Source organism: Corynebacterium sp. UMB8791 (assembly GCF_054166365.1).
Genome location: NZ_JBSZCG010000114.1, coordinates 44897 through 60586, shown reverse-complemented (window position 1 = coordinate 60586; position 15690 = coordinate 44897). Strand labels below are relative to the sequence as shown.

At 61.2% G+C, this 15690-nt stretch carries 12 protein-coding genes and 1 pseudogene; 3 read left to right on the top strand and 10 right to left on the bottom strand.

What is annotated here, in order from left to right:
* Positions 1–84: 84 nt before the first annotated feature.
* The gene (locus tag ACXIUA_RS05750; protein WP_070362639.1) at positions 85–1437 is read left to right on the top strand and encodes a homoserine dehydrogenase; all 1353 of its coding nucleotides are present in this window, start codon (positions 85–87) and stop codon (positions 1435–1437) included.
* 30 nt (positions 1438–1467) lie between these two features.
* Positions 1468–2397, top strand: a complete 930-nt coding sequence (gene thrB / locus ACXIUA_RS05745; protein WP_070362638.1) for a homoserine kinase — start codon at positions 1468–1470, stop codon at positions 2395–2397.
* A 13-nt stretch (positions 2398–2410) separates the two neighbouring features.
* Here thrB and ACXIUA_RS05740 read toward each other — a convergent pair whose 3' ends face one another.
* Genes ACXIUA_RS05740 through ACXIUA_RS05725 form a run of 4 tightly spaced genes read right to left on the bottom strand, consistent with a single transcriptional unit; the run spans position 2411 to position 5568 of the window.
* Positions 2411–3439 (bottom strand): ThiF family adenylyltransferase, encoded by a 1029-nt coding sequence (locus ACXIUA_RS05740; RefSeq protein WP_288857864.1) that lies wholly within the window; start codon positions 3437–3439, stop codon positions 2411–2413.
* Positions 3426–3917, bottom strand: a complete 492-nt coding sequence (locus ACXIUA_RS05735) for a molybdenum cofactor biosynthesis protein MoaE (RefSeq protein WP_070362636.1) — start codon at positions 3915–3917, stop codon at positions 3426–3428. Before ACXIUA_RS05735 ends, ACXIUA_RS05740 begins: the two co-directional genes overlap by 14 nt.
* Positions 3907–4389 carry a MogA/MoaB family molybdenum cofactor biosynthesis protein gene (locus tag ACXIUA_RS05730; protein WP_070976320.1) on the bottom strand — a complete coding sequence of 161 codons (483 nt, stop codon included), beginning with the start codon at positions 4387–4389 and terminating at the stop codon, positions 3907–3909. The genes ACXIUA_RS05735 and ACXIUA_RS05730 overlap by 11 nt, the downstream gene beginning before the upstream one ends.
* A 9-nt stretch (positions 4390–4398) precedes the next feature.
* A complete protein-coding gene (locus ACXIUA_RS05725; RefSeq protein WP_457976348.1) occupies positions 4399–5568 on the bottom strand; it encodes a molybdopterin molybdotransferase MoeA in 1170 nt (389 codons plus the stop codon).
* A gap of 45 nt (positions 5569–5613) precedes the next feature.
* Here ACXIUA_RS05725 and ACXIUA_RS05720 point away from each other — a divergent pair, with 45 nt between their 5' ends.
* Positions 5614–5868, top strand: a complete 255-nt coding sequence (locus tag ACXIUA_RS05720; protein ID WP_070363540.1) for a MoaD/ThiS family protein — start codon at positions 5614–5616, stop codon at positions 5866–5868.
* Here the strand turns inward: ACXIUA_RS05720 and ACXIUA_RS05715 are convergent.
* The 6 genes and pseudogenes from ACXIUA_RS05715 to ACXIUA_RS05690 form a co-directional block, all read right to left on the bottom strand.
* The gene (locus ACXIUA_RS05715; RefSeq protein ID WP_457976347.1) at positions 5865–7802 is read right to left on the bottom strand and encodes an ATP-binding cassette domain-containing protein; all 1938 of its coding nucleotides are present in this window, start codon (positions 7800–7802) and stop codon (positions 5865–5867) included. The genes ACXIUA_RS05720 and ACXIUA_RS05715 overlap by 4 nt on opposite strands.
* Before the next feature lie 22 nt (positions 7803–7824).
* Positions 7825–8610: a molybdate ABC transporter substrate-binding protein gene (gene modA / locus ACXIUA_RS05710; protein WP_457976345.1), complete on the bottom strand. Its 786-nt coding sequence runs from the start codon at positions 8608–8610 to the stop codon at positions 7825–7827.
* A gap of 120 nt (positions 8611–8730) precedes the next feature.
* Positions 8731–9489, bottom strand: a complete 759-nt coding sequence (gene narI / locus ACXIUA_RS05705) for a respiratory nitrate reductase subunit gamma (protein WP_070362631.1) — start codon at positions 9487–9489, stop codon at positions 8731–8733.
* Positions 9490–9504: 15 nt separating this feature from the next.
* A complete protein-coding gene (gene narJ / locus ACXIUA_RS05700) occupies positions 9505–10200 on the bottom strand; it encodes a nitrate reductase molybdenum cofactor assembly chaperone (protein ID WP_311474759.1) in 696 nt (231 codons plus the stop codon).
* 143 nt (positions 10201–10343) lie between these two features.
* Positions 10344–11924, bottom strand: a pseudogene (gene narH / locus ACXIUA_RS05695) (nitrate reductase subunit beta); the annotation flags it as partial.
* Complete coding sequence (locus ACXIUA_RS05690; RefSeq protein WP_457976344.1) at positions 11924–15658, bottom strand: nitrate reductase subunit alpha; 3735 nt, start codon at positions 15656–15658, stop codon at positions 11924–11926. The gene ACXIUA_RS05690 and the pseudogene narH, both read right to left, overlap by 1 nt.
* Between the last annotated feature and the right edge of the window lie 32 nt (positions 15659–15690).

Genomic DNA, 15690 nt, shown 5'->3' with positions numbered 1-15690 from the left:
GAATGTATTCTGTGCGAAATAGACAAAGCGGTACACTGCGCCGTAGCTGAACGTACCAGTATCGAAGTAGGAGAGAATCTAGAGATGTCGGTCGAATCTGCAGAGAGCCGTAACGGTAATTACCCAGGTAAGGGAATTGGTCAGCCGGTCGGTGTCGCTATTTTGGGGAAAGGCACTGTGGGCAGTGAGGTGCTTCGCCTCATTCGGGAGTTTTCTGACAATCTTGAGCAGCGTATCGGTGGTCCACTTGAGGTGCGCGGTGTTGCGGTCTCCAACGTGGAAAAGCACAAGGATGCACCCGAGGTGCAAGGCATTGAGCTGACTGATGACGCTCGCTCGCTGATCACTCGCGATGACGTTGATGTTGTAGTCGAGGTCATCGGCGGCATCGACTACCCGCGTGAACTGGTGTTGTCTGCTCTGAAGGCAGGTAAGTCCGTTGTTACGGCGAACAAGGCGCTGGTTGCAGCGCACGGTTCCGAGCTTGCCGACGCCGCGAATGAAGTAGGCGTCGATCTCTATTATGAGGCAGCGGTTGCTGCGGCGATTCCAGTTGTTGGTATGTTGCGTCGCTCGTTGGCCGGTGACCAGGTTCAGCGCATTTCCGGCATTGTGAACGGTACGACTAACTTCATCTTGGACGCGATGGCTTCGACTGGAGCGACCTACGAGGAGGCACTCGCTGAGGCGACCCGTTTGGGGTACGCAGAGGCTGATCCGACTGCCGACGTTGAGGGCCATGACGCGGCTTCCAAGGCAGCGATCCTTGCCTCGATGGGCTTCCACACACGAGTTACGTTCGACGATGTGTCCTGCGAGGGCATCACGAAGATTACCGCTGAGGATATTGCTGCGGCGAAGCAGTCGAACCAGACGATTAAGCTGCTGGCGATCTGTGAGCGCCTCTACGACGAAAACGGTAAGACCACTGCCGTTAATGCTCGCGTTCACCCGACGCTCATCCCAAACGAGCACCCGCTGGCGAGCGTTGATAAGTCGTACAACGCCATCTTCGTCGAGGCTGAGGCCGCTGGCCGCCTGATGTTCTACGGCAACGGTGCTGGTGGCGCTCCTACCGCGTCTGCAGTGCTGGGCGACTTGGTCGGTGCAGCCCGCAACAAGGTGCACGGCGGCCGTGCACCAGCGGAGAACCCGTACGCGAACTACCCAGTGGTTGGCTTCGACGAGGTGGCGACTCGCTACCACGTGAACATGACCGTCAACGACCGCGTTGGTGTGCTGGCGGAGCTGACCCGAAAGTTTGCGGAGGCAAACGTGTCGCTCTCCGCAGTGCGCCAGGAGGAGTCCGGCGATGAGGCACACCTCATCGTGGTGACGCACAAGGCGCTGGAGAAGGACCTGCGTGACATCGTGGAGCGCCTCTCGCAGCACCCGGATGTGCAGCAAATCAACTCGGTGATCCGCCTAGACGCCTAAGCTGAGATACCTACAGACAAGGAGCACATCATGGCGACAGACATTGAAGTAGGCCTAAAGGCGACTGTGACGGTGCCGGGTTCGTCGGCGAACTTAGGACCGGGCTTCGATACGTTGGGGCTCGCTCTCTCCATTTACGACACTGTCGAGGTTGAGGTCATCGAGTCCGGGCTTGAGGTGGAGATCTTCGGCGAAGGCGCCGAGGACCTGCCGCGCGACGGCTCCCACCTCGTAGTCAAAGCGATTCGTTCTGGCCTCAAGGCTGCTGATGTTTCTGTTCCAGGCCTTCGCGTGGTGTGCACGAACAACATCCCGCAGTCTCGTGGGCTTGGTTCGTCGGCCTCTGCGGCTGTCGCAGGCGTTGTGGCGGCAAACACACTGGCTGGTAACCCGCTTTCCACAGAGGAAGTTGTGCAGCTTTCCTCGGCGTTCGAGGGGCATCCTGATAATGCTGCCGCATCTGTGCTCGGCGGGGCGGTTGTCTCCTGGACCGAGATTCCTGTCGATGGTGTATCGCATCCGGTCTACCGGGCTGTCGGGGTCCCCGTGGATCCCTCGATTCGTGCGGTGGCGCTGGTGCCGAACTTCCACGCCTCGACCAACGCGGTGCGGCAGGTGTTGCCGAGCCACGTCACGCACACGGACGCGCGTTTCAACGTGTCGCGTACCGCGGTGATGACGGTTGCCATCCAGTCCCACCCCGAGCTGCTCTGGGAGGGCACCCGCGACCGCCTGCACCAGCCGTACCGTGCCGACGTGCTGCCGGTGACCGCTGAGTGGGTCAACCGCTTGCGCAACCGCGGCTACGCAGCCTTCGTCTCTGGTGCGGGCCCGACCGCCCTGGTTCTGACCACGACGGACGTTGACGAGGAGTTGCTTGACGACGCCCGCGAGGCCGGACTACGCGTCATCGAGCTCGAGGTAGCGGGTCCGGTACGCGGCGAGCTGACCCGCGCTTAATCCGTCCTGGCTGTTACAGGCCTGAAAGGGGGCGGAACTGTTCGACGCCCCCACGCAGGCTCGCTGTGCCGGTCACGCCGCGCGCATCGAGCGCTGCAACAGCTTGCGCTGAGCGCGCCCCTCGGGCGCACACCACAATGGTGCCGGGCTGCGCTTCTGGCGGTGTGTAGCCATCGATAATGGTGCCGAGCGGCACATTGATGGCGCCGTCAAGGTGGAAGTCAGCGAACTCTTCGGGCTCGCGGACGTCGAGAATCGTGGCGCCTTCCGGAATGGTGGTGACTTCCGCCGGTCCTTGTGGAGGTGCGCTCGTACGCACGCGCTCAGTGACCTCTGGGTCTGCGATAAGCTGCATGTACTCCCACATACCTGTGAGTGAGTCGAAGTAGCCAATCTGGCCAATTAGTGGCGAACCGAGTCCGGTGATGAGCTTGATTGTTTCCATTGCCATCGCGGACCCGACAACGCCCACAAGTGGCCCGACCACGCCTGCCTGGGAACAAGAGGGCACGCTGCCTGGTGCTGGTGGAGCGGGGAAGAGGTCTTCGTAGATTGGCCCGTGGCCTGCCCAAAACACCGTGAGCTGTGCTTCAAACCCGAGGATTGACCCCCACACGTGCGGCACGCCCAAGCGCGCGGCCGCGTGCGATGCGATGTGGCGAGTCTGGAAGTTGTCAGTGCCGTCGACGATGATGTCAGCGTCACTGAGCAGCTGCAGTGCGTTATCCCACGTGAGGCGGTCGGATACAGTGCGGACGTTGATATCCGGGTTCAACGCCAACATCTGTGCCTTTGCCGACGCCGTCTTTGCGGTACCGATGGCAGCGGTGGTATGGATGACCTGCCGGTGCAGGTTGGACAGATCCACCCGGTCGTCGTCGATGACAGTGATCGTGCCGACGCCAGCACCGGCTAAGTACAGCAAGGTCGGAGCCCCCAAGCCTCCGGCGCCAAGAACAACGACGTGGGCGTCGAAAAGTTGTTGCTGCTTCCTCTCACCGATGAGTGTGGTTTGCCGTAGGTAGCGCTCATCGAGCGTCATCGATACCAACCCACTGCGTTGCGCCGTCCGCCATGGACTGCTCTTTCCATATTGGGACCTGTGATTTCACTCTGTTGGTGACCTCTTCACAGGCGGCGAATGCCTCGGCGCGGTGCGCACTGGCCACGAGGACCAGGAACGCCATCTCGCCGATCGGCACGGAGCCGACTCGGTGGGCGGCCCAGATTCGCACCGGGTGTTGTTGGGCGATGTCTTCGACAATCGCGCGGAGCTCGTCTTGGGCGCTGGGGTGTGATTCGTACGTCAGCGAACGCACTGCCTGCCCGCCGTCATGGTCGCGGACAACGCCCTCAAAGCGGACGAGCGCACCCATGGAGCGCGTCATTGTAGCCGTGGCCGCATCCGCAGCGAACTGCTCAAGCGGCGTTTCGGTAATGCGTGCGCCGATGACGGTATTGACCTGCTCGGCGACGAACTGTGGGTCCGAAGTAGAGGCTGGTTGTGAACTAGTGCTCATGTGATCCTTCTATGAGTGCAGTGATGTGGTCGAGCAGGGGAGCGAGCACGGCACACCCGTCCTTCACCCCGCCGCGTGAACCTGGCAGTGTCATGACAAACGTGCGACCCGCCACTCCGGCGACAGCACGCGACAGCACTGCCGTCGCGACTTGCTGCTGACCATAGGCCCAGAACGCGTGCACGATACCTGGCAGCTGCCGGTCCAACAGAGGCTCCACAATATCAACCGTTTGGTCATCCGGTGTAATGCCGGTTCCGCCCGAGGTCAGCAGTACTGACGGGGAAGCGGCGAGTGCCTCATGGACTGCATCCGAAAGGTCGGCATCGGCCACGACGGTGGCGTCGGGGGTGTCGAACCCCGCTTCCCGCAGGAACCCGACCGCGATCGGACCTGACTTGTCCTCGTAGACACCAGCGGCTGCTCGCGTAGAAGCCACGATAACCCGTGCAGTACGTTGATTGGTATTCATAGGCACAATCTACAGCGGATAGACCATGACTGGTGTACCCGCGGGAACCGTAGCCGCGGCGGGAATGCGGATCAGACAGGTCGCGGTGGCACCCTGGGTCAGCAGGTGCGAGCTTGTACCGTGGTACGGATGCGCAAGGCCATCTCGAATTTCACCGCGCAGGAACTGATCCTTGCCGGCGATTCCAACGACATCTGTATCTATAGCTACGCGTACAGGAGCTGGCGCGCGACCCAACACTGGTGCGACGTAGAGGACGAATGACACGATGGTGGAGATCGGGTTGCCTGGCAGGCTCAGTACAGGCACACCGTGAAACGCAGAGATGCCTTGTGGCCCGCCGGGCTGTTGAGCGACATGTCCGTACCAGCCATCCGTAAACACCTGACGGATGACCTCGAACTTGCCGTGGCTAATCCCACCCGAAGTCACAATCGCATCGGGTTGGTACTCCTCGACCGCTGCTGCGACCTCTCGCTCGAGTGCCTCAGGATCGTCGTTGGTCAGCAGGCGCGCTACAACCTCGATGCCATGGCGCGCGGCTAGCGCCTCAAGCATCGGACCGTTCGAGTCCGGAATTGTCGCGGGGCCTGTGGCCTGGTCGCTCGGGGAGACCTCAGCGCCACCCGTGATCACTAAGATGCGCGCAGTGCGCTCGACCTCAACGGTCTCGATTCCCTGGCTGATCGCGGCGCCAACAAGCGCCGGTGTCACCCCATCACCGCGATGTGCAATGCAAGCCCCGGGCTGGATATCGCTGCCCGCAAGGCGCATGAACTGACCACGCTTGACCTCAGGGATCTTGACAGGTTCACCAGTCGCCCCGAACGTCGGCGGGGTGCAACGCTCCACTGGGACGACTGCTACCGTGCCACGAGGAAGTTTCGCGCCGGTCATGATCGGCGCCACAACGCCCTGCAGGCCTTCTGGATACAGTTCGTCGGGGTCAGCGCCTGCGGCAATCGTCGGGCCGATCGTCGCTGTGTGCGCTTTCACCTGCGTCAACGCGTACCCGTCCATTTGCGAGTTGTCGAAGGTCGGTTGCTTGCGCACGGCAACAACATCGGCCGCGAGCACACGCTGCTGCTTGCCAGCTTCAACGACGCTGATGCGCTCCGAAAGCCGAGGGCCGACGGCCTCGCGCACCGCATTCAGGTGCTCCTCAGTAGTTCGTGTCATGGCGCCTACTCTACGCGCCACCACCAGTTCGCTACCATGGACGACATGCAAATTCACTACTTTGCCGCCGCACGCGCGGCCACAGGCGTCGCACAGGAAGAAGTTGGGAACTTTGCCACACTGCAGGAACTGCTTGCCGACGCCGCTTCGCGCCACAACGGCACCACCGACGCAGGCCAAACGCTCGCAGACATCCTGGCGCGCTGCACCTTCCTGATCGACGGAAAACGCGCCCAGCAGACTGACTCGCTCGAGTCCGCTGAGCGCGTTGATGTCTTGCCACCGTTCGCTGGGGGCTAATCCGTCGGCTTTGGGTAGATGGCGATGTCATCCGTTTTGACGTAGCACGTTACAGATGCGCCGGGCTCAATGCCCGCATCGAGTGCCTCCTGACGCTGGACCGGGAGCGCCACAACCGCACCGTGGACGTCGAGCTCCACAGTGAGGCCACCCGAGGTACTGACATCGACTGTGGCCACGGTGGCCTCCAGTGAGTTGTAATCTCCCGGCGCTGCTCCGGCTGGGACGTGTAGCGAGACGTCCTGCGGCGCGAAGACTACGACGGCATGCTCATGCTGTTCACACTGCTCTGAGGCGACACCGGTGAGCTCACCGACTGTGGTTGCCACGCGCGCAACGGAACCTTGGTGCGCGGCACCCACCATGTGCGCTGGAATCCAGTTCACGCTAGCGGGCAACCAGTTCACGCCAGCCAGTCGCGCAGAAAACTGCGTCGCCGGAACTTTGAGCTCCTCGGTCGTCGGCCGCAGGCTGATGACGTTGCCTCGGTCCATTACCGCGACGTATTCCGCAAGGTTGGCCACGTCCAATGGGGTGTGCGTAATCACGATCGTGGTGCGGTCGTGTGCCGTAGCCCGCAGTACCTGGCGCCAGTGATGCGCAGAGTTCACGTCGATCGCAGCGAGTGGCTCGTCAAGAATTAGCACGCGGGGGCGCGGTGCGAGCGCTCGTACTAGCGACACCTGTGATGCTTGACCGCCAGAGAGGGCGCGGACGGGGACGTCGACAAGGTCGCGCAGCCCCGCTGAGGTCAGCAGCTCAAGTGCGCGCTGTTTGCTGCCAGCGACCATCGCGACAGCCTTCAGTGGGGTCGACGTAGGTGGCAGACCGGGGTTCTGGGTAAGCAACACAACTCCGCGTTTGTGCGCCGGGACAAGCTTGCTCGACGACGTGCCCGCATCAACCACGCGGTCGCCGATCAAAGTGCGCAAACCGCCGAGGCGCCCTGCAATCCTGCCGACCAGAGTGGTCTTTCCCGAGCCGTTCAAGCCTATGAGCGCCGTCGTGGCGTTCGCAGGGAACGTTGTTTCACCGATGACGACGGGTACGCCCCCGTCCTCGGGGCTTGTCAGTAGGCGCAGCCGTTCCGTGTCCACCTCGTGGGTGGCGCGAGCGACTTCACGGGAGCGCGTACGCGAGAGGAAGACCGTCGGTAGCGTCGATCCGGCAAGTGTGAGCACCGCCAGTGCGATGAGGATGGCTGATAGCCCATACGCGACGTCCTGATCTACTTCGCGGGCAATATAGATGCCCAACGGCATGGTGCGCGTTGTGCCAGGCATAGAGCCGGCGAAGGTCAACGTGGTGCCGAACTCGCCGAGCGAGCGCGCAAACGCCAGCCCGGCCGCAGAGACGAGTGAGGGCGCGATTGCAGGCAGGATTATCTTGCGAGTAATCGTCGAGGGGCTCAGCCCCACGCCTGCGGCCGAGTATGTAATCTCCGGATCGAGTTGCCGCAGCGCCGCGTCAAGTGTGATGACAACGAACGGCAGCGCAATGAACACATGTGCAGCGACGACACCCGGAAACGCGAACGCGAACTGAATATGCAGCGCGTCCAACAGCGGCGCAGCCAAGCCTCGGCGTCCGAGAAACGCGCTGAGCGCTAAACCACCGACGACCGGCGGCATCGCTAGCGGAAGTAGCACGAGTACTCGCGCAAGGCCTGCACCTCGTCGCAAGTGTTGCATCCATAGCGCAAGCGGTGTGCCCAGCAGGAGTGTGATGACGCACGCCAGGACAGCGGAGCGCAGCGTGACGCGGAGCAACTGCTGTGTCGATGCGGAGGCAAGGATCTCACCGAGCTGGTCCCATGGCACACGTGCACCAAGCGCCAGGATCGGCAGCACAATGGCGGCGAGTGCAAGAAGCGCCAGGCCCCACACCAACATTGGTGTCTGGCGTGGGGCCTGGCGAAGCGTTGATTGCTGCATGAATACGGACTCTACCCGGTGGTTACTGTTGCGCAGCAGGGGTGAAGCCGTACTTCTCCCACACCACGGCCATTTCTGGGCTTGCAAGCAGTTCGAAGAGATTCTGCGCGGCAGCCTCGTCGGTGGTGTTGGTGGTTACAGCGGCGACGAGGGAGTTCGGCTTCTCATTAGCGTGAGGGATATTGAGAACCTCAACGCCATCACCAGCTGCAGCAGCGTCGGTGCGGTACACGAAGCCAGCGTCGGCCTCGCCGGAGACAACCTTGCCCAGGGTGTCGGAGACGCTGTGTTCCAGAGATACAGGGTTGATGGTGAGATTGTTCGCCGCGACAAGCTCGTTGGTCACCGAGCCACATGGGACCTGCGCATCACACACAACCAGGTTCACATCCTCTTTTTGGACATCCTCGACGCTCTTGATGCCCGCTGGGTTGCCTTTCGGCACCACGAGCACCATCGAGTTCGTCGCCACGACTTTCGGATCCTTTGCGACGCCCGCCTCGACAGCTTTGTCCATATTCTTCTGGTCAGCTGTGATCAACACGTCACCAGGTGCGCCCTCCTTCAGTTGCTGCACCAGGTCAGAGGAGCCGGCGTTGACGAACTCGAGGTTGCTCTCCGACATTTCCGAAAGGTCCTCGTTGAGTACGCGCGTGGAAGCCGCGCCCATCACGATGAGGTCGCTGGGTGCCTCAGCGGTCGGTGCTTTTGAGGCGGTGCTTTCGGAATCGGTGCCACCGGCGCAGGCGGTCAGACCGGTCGCGGCCAGGGCAGCCACGAACAATGTGGCAAGGCGAGTAGAGCGCATGAGAACTCCTTCGAGTACTGGTTTGAATATGAATATAAATTATCTTAAAAAAGGGGTAGACACGAAGAATGCCCCCGGAAGAAGAGCTCCGGGGGCAGCACTGGCGAGCGGGTTGAAGCACTAACGCTTCAATTGACGTCCGTTCGAGCGGATCGGCTCCCACTGGGCCTCAGAGCGGCGGCCCTGGACCTCTTCACCGCGCGAGCGGTAGACCACGTACGGCCTGGTGGAGTAACCCACCGGTGCAGAAAATGCGTGGACGAGGCGGGTGAATGGCCAACATGCAATCAATGTGAAGCCAGCAAGCACGTGGACCTTAAACTGCCACGGAGCCTGCACCATCAGGTCCGGCATCGGGTTGAAAATCAGCAGCTGGCGCAGCCACGGCGAAATCGTTTCGCGGTAATCGTATCCGCCGGGCACACCGAAGACCTGCGTCGAGACAGTCGCGATAAAGCCGGAGCAGATCGCGATTGTCAAGAACACATACATGAACTTGTCGGAGGTGGCCGTCGATAAGAACACCGAACGGTTGACCACACGACGGTAGAGCAAGCCGAGCAACCCCAACACCACGGCGATACCCGCAATCGTGCCAGGAATCGTTGCGATGAGGTGGTAGGCATGGTCGCTGATACCCATGCCTCGGGTCCAAGTCTTCGGAATCGCTAGGCCCATGAGGTGGCCAATGACCACGAAGACCATGCCCCAGTGGAACAGTGGCGAGGAAAGCCGCAGCAACTTCGATTCGTAAATCTGTGACGAGTGGGTAGTCCAGCCCATCTGGTCATAACGCCAGCGCCAGATAATGCCGATGACAAACGCAGCGATGGCCAACCAGGGAAAGGCCACCCACAGGAATTCTTCAATACCAGTCATAGTGAGTTCAGTCCTTTAACTGTGGTTGGGAGATGCCGTTGGAAACGGCAGGGGAGTAGTTTCAATACCGACCATCTCCGCAGGAGGGCCCTGGCGAATCAGGTTGATGTAGCGAGCGATAGTTTCCTCGTCGATGCTGGGCAGCAACATGCACACAGCCGTGAGCAAGTGAGCGTACGGGCTACCCAGTCCGACCAGAGCGTGACGCAGCACCTCGAGGCCGTCTCGGTGCGCGGCAATCATCTCTAACGCGTGCTGTTGGGAGTCGGAGTCAGCGAACGCAAGCGCTTCCAGGACGACGCAAAGGTGGTCCGGCAGCTCCTCCGAGATCTCTTCCATCCCTAGACCTGCCAACTGTTGACGAAACGCCAAGATCGCGGCACCGCGCTGGCGGGTATCACCAACCGAGTAGTAGGAGAGGTGCAGCGCGCAGCGACGCCGCTGGTCGAAGGTCTCGACGTAGTGCTCCTGGAGTGGCAGAAGTCCGAGGCTACGTGCCCTGCCGATGAACTCCGCGATTTCCGCAGCAATAGGGCCTGGAAGCAGCCCGAGCTGTTCCTCGATGGTCTCCAGCGTGGAGAAGAACTCCTCTTCTGGGTACCGCAACGTGAGGCTGAGCGCCATCGCTGCGATCTGACGCTGCTGTGTATCACACGCCACTGGTGCCACTAGTTCCTCGGGTACAACCCCGATTTGGGTTCGGGTGCTCATTACTGCTCACCCTCGCGTCGCGCGACGTTGCCGTCAGCACTCGGTCCTTCCTCAACCGGGTTCGGCGTTGGAGTCGATGCTTCCGGAGCAGCAGGGCGGTAGTTCTCGCTTGCAGTCTTCGGCTCGCGAGTCTTCAACGCGGTAGGGAACATCGCGTCAGGACGGTCGCCGGTCCACGACATGAGGGACACCTTGCCAGGCTGCGCGTTGTCGGCCTCTTCGTGGCAGGCGCTCGGCGCACCCATGCCCAGGTTGGCCATCAGGTCGCCACTGGCAGGATCGACGCCACCAAACGGATCCAGCGAGGCAACACCACGCGGGGTCTCCGGCGAAGTGGTCGGGATGACATAGCGGTCGTCGTACTTGGCGATCGCCAGCAGGCGATACATCGCTTCCAGGTCTTTGCCAGTCATACCGACTGCGCTCGCAATCGCCTCGTTCGTCGGCTGGCCTAGGTTGATGTCGCGCATGTAGGAACGCATCGCGGCGAGCCTACGCAGCGAAAGCTCGACTGGGACGGTGTCACCTGCAGTGAACAGGCCAGCCTGGTACTCGAGTGGGATACGCATGTTGGAGATCGCGCTGAGCAGTACCTTGTGGTCTTCGCCGTCAGCGCCAGTCTTGGTCACCTGATCGACGATCGGCGACAGCGACGGGATGTACCACACCATCGGCAGTGTGCGGAACTCTGGGTGTAGCGGCAGCGCCACACCGTACGTGAAGATCAGATCGTAGATCGGGGAGTTCTGCGCAGCCTCGATCCAAGAGTGAGGGATACCCTCTTCGGTCGCAGCCCGGACGACCTCAGGGTCGCGGGGGTCGAGGAAGAGCGACTTCTGCGCCTCAAACAGATCCTTCTCATCGGGTGTCGACGCCGCTTCGGCAACACGGTCCGCGTCGTAGAGCAGCACACCAAGGTAGCGCAGGCGGCCCACGCAGGTTTCCGAGCACACCGTCGGCTGGCCAACCTCAATACGCGGGTAGCACAACGTACACTTTTCGGCCTTGCCTGTCTTGTGGTTGAAGTACACCTTCTTGTAAGGGCAGCCCGAGACGCACATGCGCCAGCCACGGCAGCTGTCCTGGTCGACCAGGACGATGCCGTCCTCCGTGCGCTTGTACATCGCGCCCGACGGGCAGGAAGACACACACGTTGGGTTCAGGCAGTGCTCGCAGATGCGCGGAAGGTAGAACATGAAGGACTCTTCAATTTCCTTCTTGACCTCCAGGTTCATTTTCTCCAGGACGCGGTCCTCGTCCATGGTCGCAGTCGAGCCACCAAGGTTGTCATCCCAGTTCGAAGACCAGGAGATTGTGTCGATTGGCTTGCCGGTGATCTGCGACTTCGGACGCGCAGTCGGCTGCGTCTTCTGCCCAGCCGGGGCGCTAATGAGCTTCTCGTACTCATAGGTCCACGGCTCGTAGTAGTCCTCGATCGTCGGCATGTTCGGGTTGTGGAAAATAGTGGCCAGACGCTTGATACGCCCACCCTGGCGTGGCTTGAGCTTGCCGCTGCCGTCAAGCTTCCAGCCGCCCTTCCACTTGTCCTGGTCCTCCCACGAGCGCGGGTAGCCCACGCCGGGACGGGTTTCAACGTTGTTGAACCAGATGTACTCCGTGCCTTCACGGTTGGTCCATGCCTGCTTACAGGTCACCGAACACGTATGGCATCCGATGCACTTATCCAGGTTCATGACCATGGCAATTTGCGCCATTACTCGCATTAGTACTGCACCTCCTGGGAGCGACGACGGATGCGGGTAACCTCGTCGCGGTTGTTGCCGGTTGGGCCAATGTAGTTGAATCCGTAAGTCAAGTGACCGTAGCCACCAGCCACATGCAGTGGCTTAATGGTGATGCGGGTCAGCGAGTTGTGCGTGCCGCCACGTCGGCCGGAGCGCTCGTTCAGCGGTGTGCCCACTGTGCGTTCCTGCGCGTGGTTCATGATGACCGTCCCCTCCGGAATACGGTGGGTGACCACAGCACGCGCCGAGACAACGCCGTTGCGGTTGTAGAGCTCAACCCACTCATTGTCCTTGACACCGATCTTCTGTGCATCCGTGTCAGACATCCACACAACCTGCCCACCGCGGGAGATGGAGAGGACGTGGAGGTTGTCGAAGTACTGGGAGTGGATCGACCACTTGTTGTGTGGGGTGAGGTAGCGCACCGTGATCTCCGGGTTGCCGTCCTCACCCTTGAGGATCTCGCCTGGGCGAGTCTCGCCGTTGAGACGCATGCGGTCAAGCGGTGGCTTGAACACAGGAAGCTGCTCGCCGTAGTCGATGAACCAGTCGTGGTCGATGAAGTAGTGCATACGACCGGAGAGCGTGTTCCAAGGCTTATCCATCGCCAGGTTCAGGGAGAACGCGGTGTAGCGGCGTCCATCACGCTTGTCGCCGGACCACTCAGGAGAGGTAATGACTTCTTGCGGGCGTTCCTTGACCTTGTCCCAGACGATCTGGGCGTCCTCGGTGCCTTCCCAGAACTCGCTTGTGTCCGAGCCGAGCATCTTGCCCAGATTCTCGAAGCCGTTGCGCGCAACCTCACCGTTGGACACACCCGAAAGGTGAAGGATCGCCTGTGCTGCCTTCACGGCGGAGTTCAGTGCAGGCCGGTCACCCGCAGAGGCAGTTTCAGCGACGCCGTTCATGCCGAAGAGCTCACCAACCTGCTTTTCGACGTTAAATGGCGTGCCGTGCACGTTCGTGCCGGCCTTCTCTGTCAGCGGGCCAAAGGACATCCACTTCTCGAACACCTTGGTGTAATCGCGCTCAACCGGAACCAGCTTCGGCATCGTCTGGCCTGGCACCATGCCGACTTCCTTGACATCCGGTACAACGCCGTTCGCCATGTTCGGGTTGATCTCATCCGGTGCGTCGTGGGAGATCGGGGCAGTGACGACGTCCGTCTGCACACCCAGCCACTTGCCGGCCATGCGGGAGACGGCGTCGGACATGTCGCGGAAGATCTCCCAGTCGCTGCGGGCTTCCCACGGCGGGTTGATCGCAGCGTTAAACGTATGGATGAACGGGTGCATATCCGTCGTAGACAAGTCGTTCTTCTCATACCAGGTGGCGGCAGGGAAGACGATGTCAGACACCAGGGTGGTGGAGGTATTACGGAAGTCCGTAGTCATCATCAGGTCGAGCTTGCCCATCGGGGCCTCGTCGCGCCAACGAATCGACTTCGGGCGCTCGCCTTCCGCCAGCTCCTCCGCGGAGACATCTGAATCGACGCCCAGCATGTGACGCAGGAAGTACTCGGTGCCCTTCGCCGACGAGCCCATCAGGTTCGTGCGCCAGTTCAGCAAGATGCGAGGCCAGTTCTCCGGGGCATCCGGATCCTCGGCAGCGAACTCCATCTGGCCCGACTCGAGCTGGTCAACGATGTAGTCCTTCACATCCATACCCGCTTCCTTCGCCTGCTCAGCAAGCAGCAGCGGGTTGCGGTTGAACTGTGGATACGACGGCATCCAACCACGCTTCATGGCCTCGACCAGCGTCTCCGACAAGAACTTATCTTCCGACGCACCCTTACGCGCCAGAGGCGAGGCCATCCTTGAGGCCTTCGAGTTGTCGTAGCGCCACTGGGAGGTAGTCAGGTAGTAGAACCCGGTGGTGATCATGTGACGCGGTGGACGGTTCCAGTCATTTGCGAACGCGTACTGACTCCAGCCCGACTGCGGACGCAGCTTCTCTTGGCCCACGTAGTGCGCCCAACCACCACCGTTGACACCCTGGGTGCCACACATAGAAGTCAGTGCGAGGAAGGTGCGATAGATGGAATCCGCGTGGACGTAGTGGTTCACGCCTGCGCCCATGATGATTTGGGAGCGGCCCTTCGAGTCCAGTGCGTTCTGCGCAAACTCGGTGGCGATGCGTTCGATCTGCGCAACTGGAACATTGGATAGCTCCTCGGCCCAAGCAGGGGTGCCGACCTCGGAGGCGTCGTTAAAATCAGCCGGCCAGGAGCCTGGCAGCTGCAGCGTCGGGCGGTTCACGCCGTAGTGCGCCAGCATGATGTCGTACACGGTGGTAACGGTGCGGCCTGCGACCTCGCGGACCGGAACACCGCGGCGGTAGACGCCAGCGCCGATCGGGCCGTCCGAGTCCAAAGCCTCGCGAGAAACATCCATGTCGAAGCGTGGGAAGCACACTTCGGCGGTGCCGTAGGAGTCGGTGTCCGCCATGGACATCACAGGGTTGGCGTTGTCATGGCGGAGATTCCACTTACCGGGATCGGTCTTGTAGTGGTCCGCGATGGTGCCACCTGGGTCGACAACAGTGCCGTCTGCTTCAATGTTGAGCAGGCGGTACTGGGCGTTATCGCTGTTGGCCAGGGCGGCGTCATCAAGCTTGTCTGCGGTGAGGAACTTTCCTGGAGCGAACGTGCCGTCCTCGAGCTGATCAAGCTCCACCAGGAACGGTGCATCCGTGTACTTGAGCATGTAGTCCATGAAGTACTGCGGCTGCTGCGCAACGTGGAACTTGCTCAAAATGACGTGGCCCATCGCGAAGGCGAGTGCGCCGTCGGTACCGGGCGACATACGCATCCACTCGTCGGCGAACTTCGCGGCATCGTTGTAGTCCGGGGAGACCACGACGATCTTGGTGCCCTTGTAGCGCACTTCGGTCATGAAGTGGGAGTCCGGGGTGCGGGTCACCGGGATGTTCGAGCCCCACATCATCAGGTAAGAAGAGTTGAACCAGTCACCGGACTCTGGCACGTCAGTCTGATCGCCGAATGTCTGCGGGGAGGCAGGGGGAAGGTCCGCATACCAGTCGTAGAAGGACAGCATCGCGCCACCGATCAGCCCCAAGAAACGGGTACCAGCAGAGTACGAGACCTGGCTCATCGCAGGAATCACCGTGAAACCTGCAATGCGGTCCGGGCCCCACTGCTTGATGGTGTAAACGTGTGCTGCAGCGGCGATCTCGACGGCTTCTTCGTAAGCAACGCGCACCAGGCCACCCTTGCCGCGGGCACCGACGTAGGCGCGACGCTTGACTGGGTCTTCCTGGATCGCACGCCAGGCGAGTACCGGGTCGCCGTCGTGCTGCTTCTTTTCGTGGCGGTACATCTCCAGCAATGCGCTGCGCACGTACGGGTAGCGGATGCGCGTAGGCGAGTAGGTGTACCAGGAAAAGGATGCGCCACGTGGGCACCCTCGAGGTTCGTACTCTGGGAAGTCAGGGCCAGTGGTGGGGTAGTCAACGGCCTGGGATTCCCAGGTGATGACGCCATCTTTGACGTAGACCTTCCAGGAACAGGAACCGGTGCAGTTCACACCGTGTGTGGAGCGCACCATCTTGTCGAAGGACCAACGGTTGCGGTAGAACACGTCGGCTTGGCGGCCACCTTCGAGGAAAATTTGCTGGCCGGAAGGCGTGACGTCGCCTTTGCGAACGAACCCACCAAGTTTAAACAGCGGGTTGGACTGTGTCGCATCAGTCATGGTTCACAATCTCCTTGAATGAAAGTGAGAAA